This is a genomic window from Paucidesulfovibrio gracilis DSM 16080 (assembly GCF_900167125.1).
In the GTDB taxonomy this organism is placed as follows: Bacteria; Desulfobacterota; Desulfovibrionia; order Desulfovibrionales; family Desulfovibrionaceae; genus Paucidesulfovibrio; species Paucidesulfovibrio gracilis.
In genome coordinates this window covers 1-1,805 of the sequence record NZ_FUYC01000051.1, presented here as the reverse complement: position 1 = coordinate 1,805, position 1,805 = coordinate 1, and the positions used below count along the sequence as shown (strand labels likewise).

Here is a 1,805-nt window from a genome sequence, read left to right as displayed (position 1 = left end):
GTTTAGCGGAAACTATCGTCTTGCCCAAGCCGAGTTTTCGCTTATTTTTTTTGTTCTAATTCCTTTCTTGAATAATTTTCTAAAGCTAAAGCTAAAATTGCAGACTTAGAAAAACCCTTTTCTTTCGCAAGATTTTCCAAAGTAAAATACTGGTCTTCGGTTAGACTGACCGTAATTCTTTTTTTATTTGTAGCCATATTTTTACTCCAAACTAAATCAAATTTAAGTACACCATTATTATGCTTTTTTGCAACATTATTGTCAATAATATATGCTATAAATCTCTATTTCGCTAAAAACTCGCTAAAAACTCGCCGAAAACTCGCCGAGATTTAAAACTCTGTAACCATTGATATTAAAGGCTTGAAGACCATTTTTAACCAAAATTGGCACTCGGCACTTAAAAGGGGGGTCGTAGTACGGTCGCAAAATTCGCTCCCTCGCCCCCTGATTTTCAAATTTATATCCCACACGAATAAAACCATGAGCGCTGCCCAAACCTGCAAGCTGTGTCAGCTTGACCCCATAAATGAGCGGGTGCTCCCGCTCAAACTCACCCCGCACTCGCCGTGAGGCAGGCAAAAAAAGCAGGTGTGCTTTTCTTTGCATGCGCAAAAGTGTCTTAGTCTAGTGAGTCTGTCAACTCCTTAAAGCCTCCTAGAACGGCTAAAAGCCGTTCTACGTCGATTTACCGTTGACAGACAGCTAATTATGCATTTAACAGCTAAAATGGCTTAGAGAGCAAATTAGAGCCATTTAAAGCCAATATTCAAAGCAGTTAAAGTCCGAAGGAGCTAGCGACTGGACTTTAACTGCTTTGAATGTTTCAACTGACGCAAGTCAGTTTTGTTTGAGCGAAGCGAAATCTGATACAGGTTTTAGTGGTTTTAGCGCAACGTCATCTTTGATGACGTGTAAGTGCGCCTTTAGCATTTTCTTTTGATTTTTGCATTGCTATTTTTAAAGCAATGCGCACTTACACACCCCAATTAAAATTGATGGTGTTTGTGCTAAATTTCCTGTATCAGAAGTCGGCTAGCCGACAACAAAAAAAGGTGCTCGAATTGAGCACCCACTTTTTATTCACTAATCAATCTTGTATCTCGCCAGTTTCTTTGTCTATGTCTCCTCTGCCATACTTGCGTTCCTGATAAACAGCATCGAAATATAGTCTTATCAGTCCAGTATGAGCACGTAAAACCGAATTAACGACCTTGATACTAGGCATGCCATATTCTGAACCATGAGCTTTTAAAAAGCGTCTCAATTCACGCATATTTGCCAAATTATGGTCATCAATCAAATCACAAACATCATTCAGCATGTCGTCTTTATCTTCCACATCAAGCGATATATATCTATCAATATCAAAATTATTTATCAGCGTAATATCTTTTTTATTATATTTATGTTTTCTCTTCTCAATAGCATCTTTAGACTCATGTGTAAGGTATGAATACATGCTTGCCATACTTCTGATGACTATTTGCACTTTAGCGATACTCCGATCACCTAGAAGCTGTTTAATCTTGTACCGAACACTATCAGCAGTAACTGGATTTTTAGCCACATAGACAACATGATAATGCGGCTTTTTATAGTGCTTGCCATTTCGTATGACATCATCAGGTGTCCATTTTGATTTATCAGTTTTTTCATCCATATCATGAAATGGACTAATAGCAATTGGAACACCAATTAATTCTAATTTCGATTTCCAATCTTCTGGAATAGATTCGGGATATAACAAAAAGGTGAAGTATCTTGATTTGTCTTTTGCCATAATGGTAAAATAACCTTGATAG

Annotated in this window: 3 protein-coding genes; all 3 read right to left on the bottom strand. The window is 37.6% G+C overall.

The genetic code is table 11. The features are described from left to right. Window positions 1-41: 41 nt before the first annotated feature. A complete protein-coding gene (locus B5D49_RS14650) occupies window positions 42-197 on the bottom strand; it encodes a ribbon-helix-helix protein, CopG family (RefSeq protein WP_003555393.1) in 156 nt (51 codons plus the stop codon). A gap of 106 nt (window positions 198-303) precedes the next feature. After that, complete coding sequence (locus B5D49_RS14645; RefSeq protein ID WP_041534804.1) at window positions 304-609, bottom strand: hypothetical protein; 306 nt, start codon at window positions 607-609, stop codon at window positions 304-306. Window positions 610-1,090: 481 nt separating this feature from the next. Next, window positions 1,091-1,805: replication protein (locus B5D49_RS14640; RefSeq protein ID WP_327083027.1), on the bottom strand; the 715-nt coding region annotated here is incomplete at its 5' end.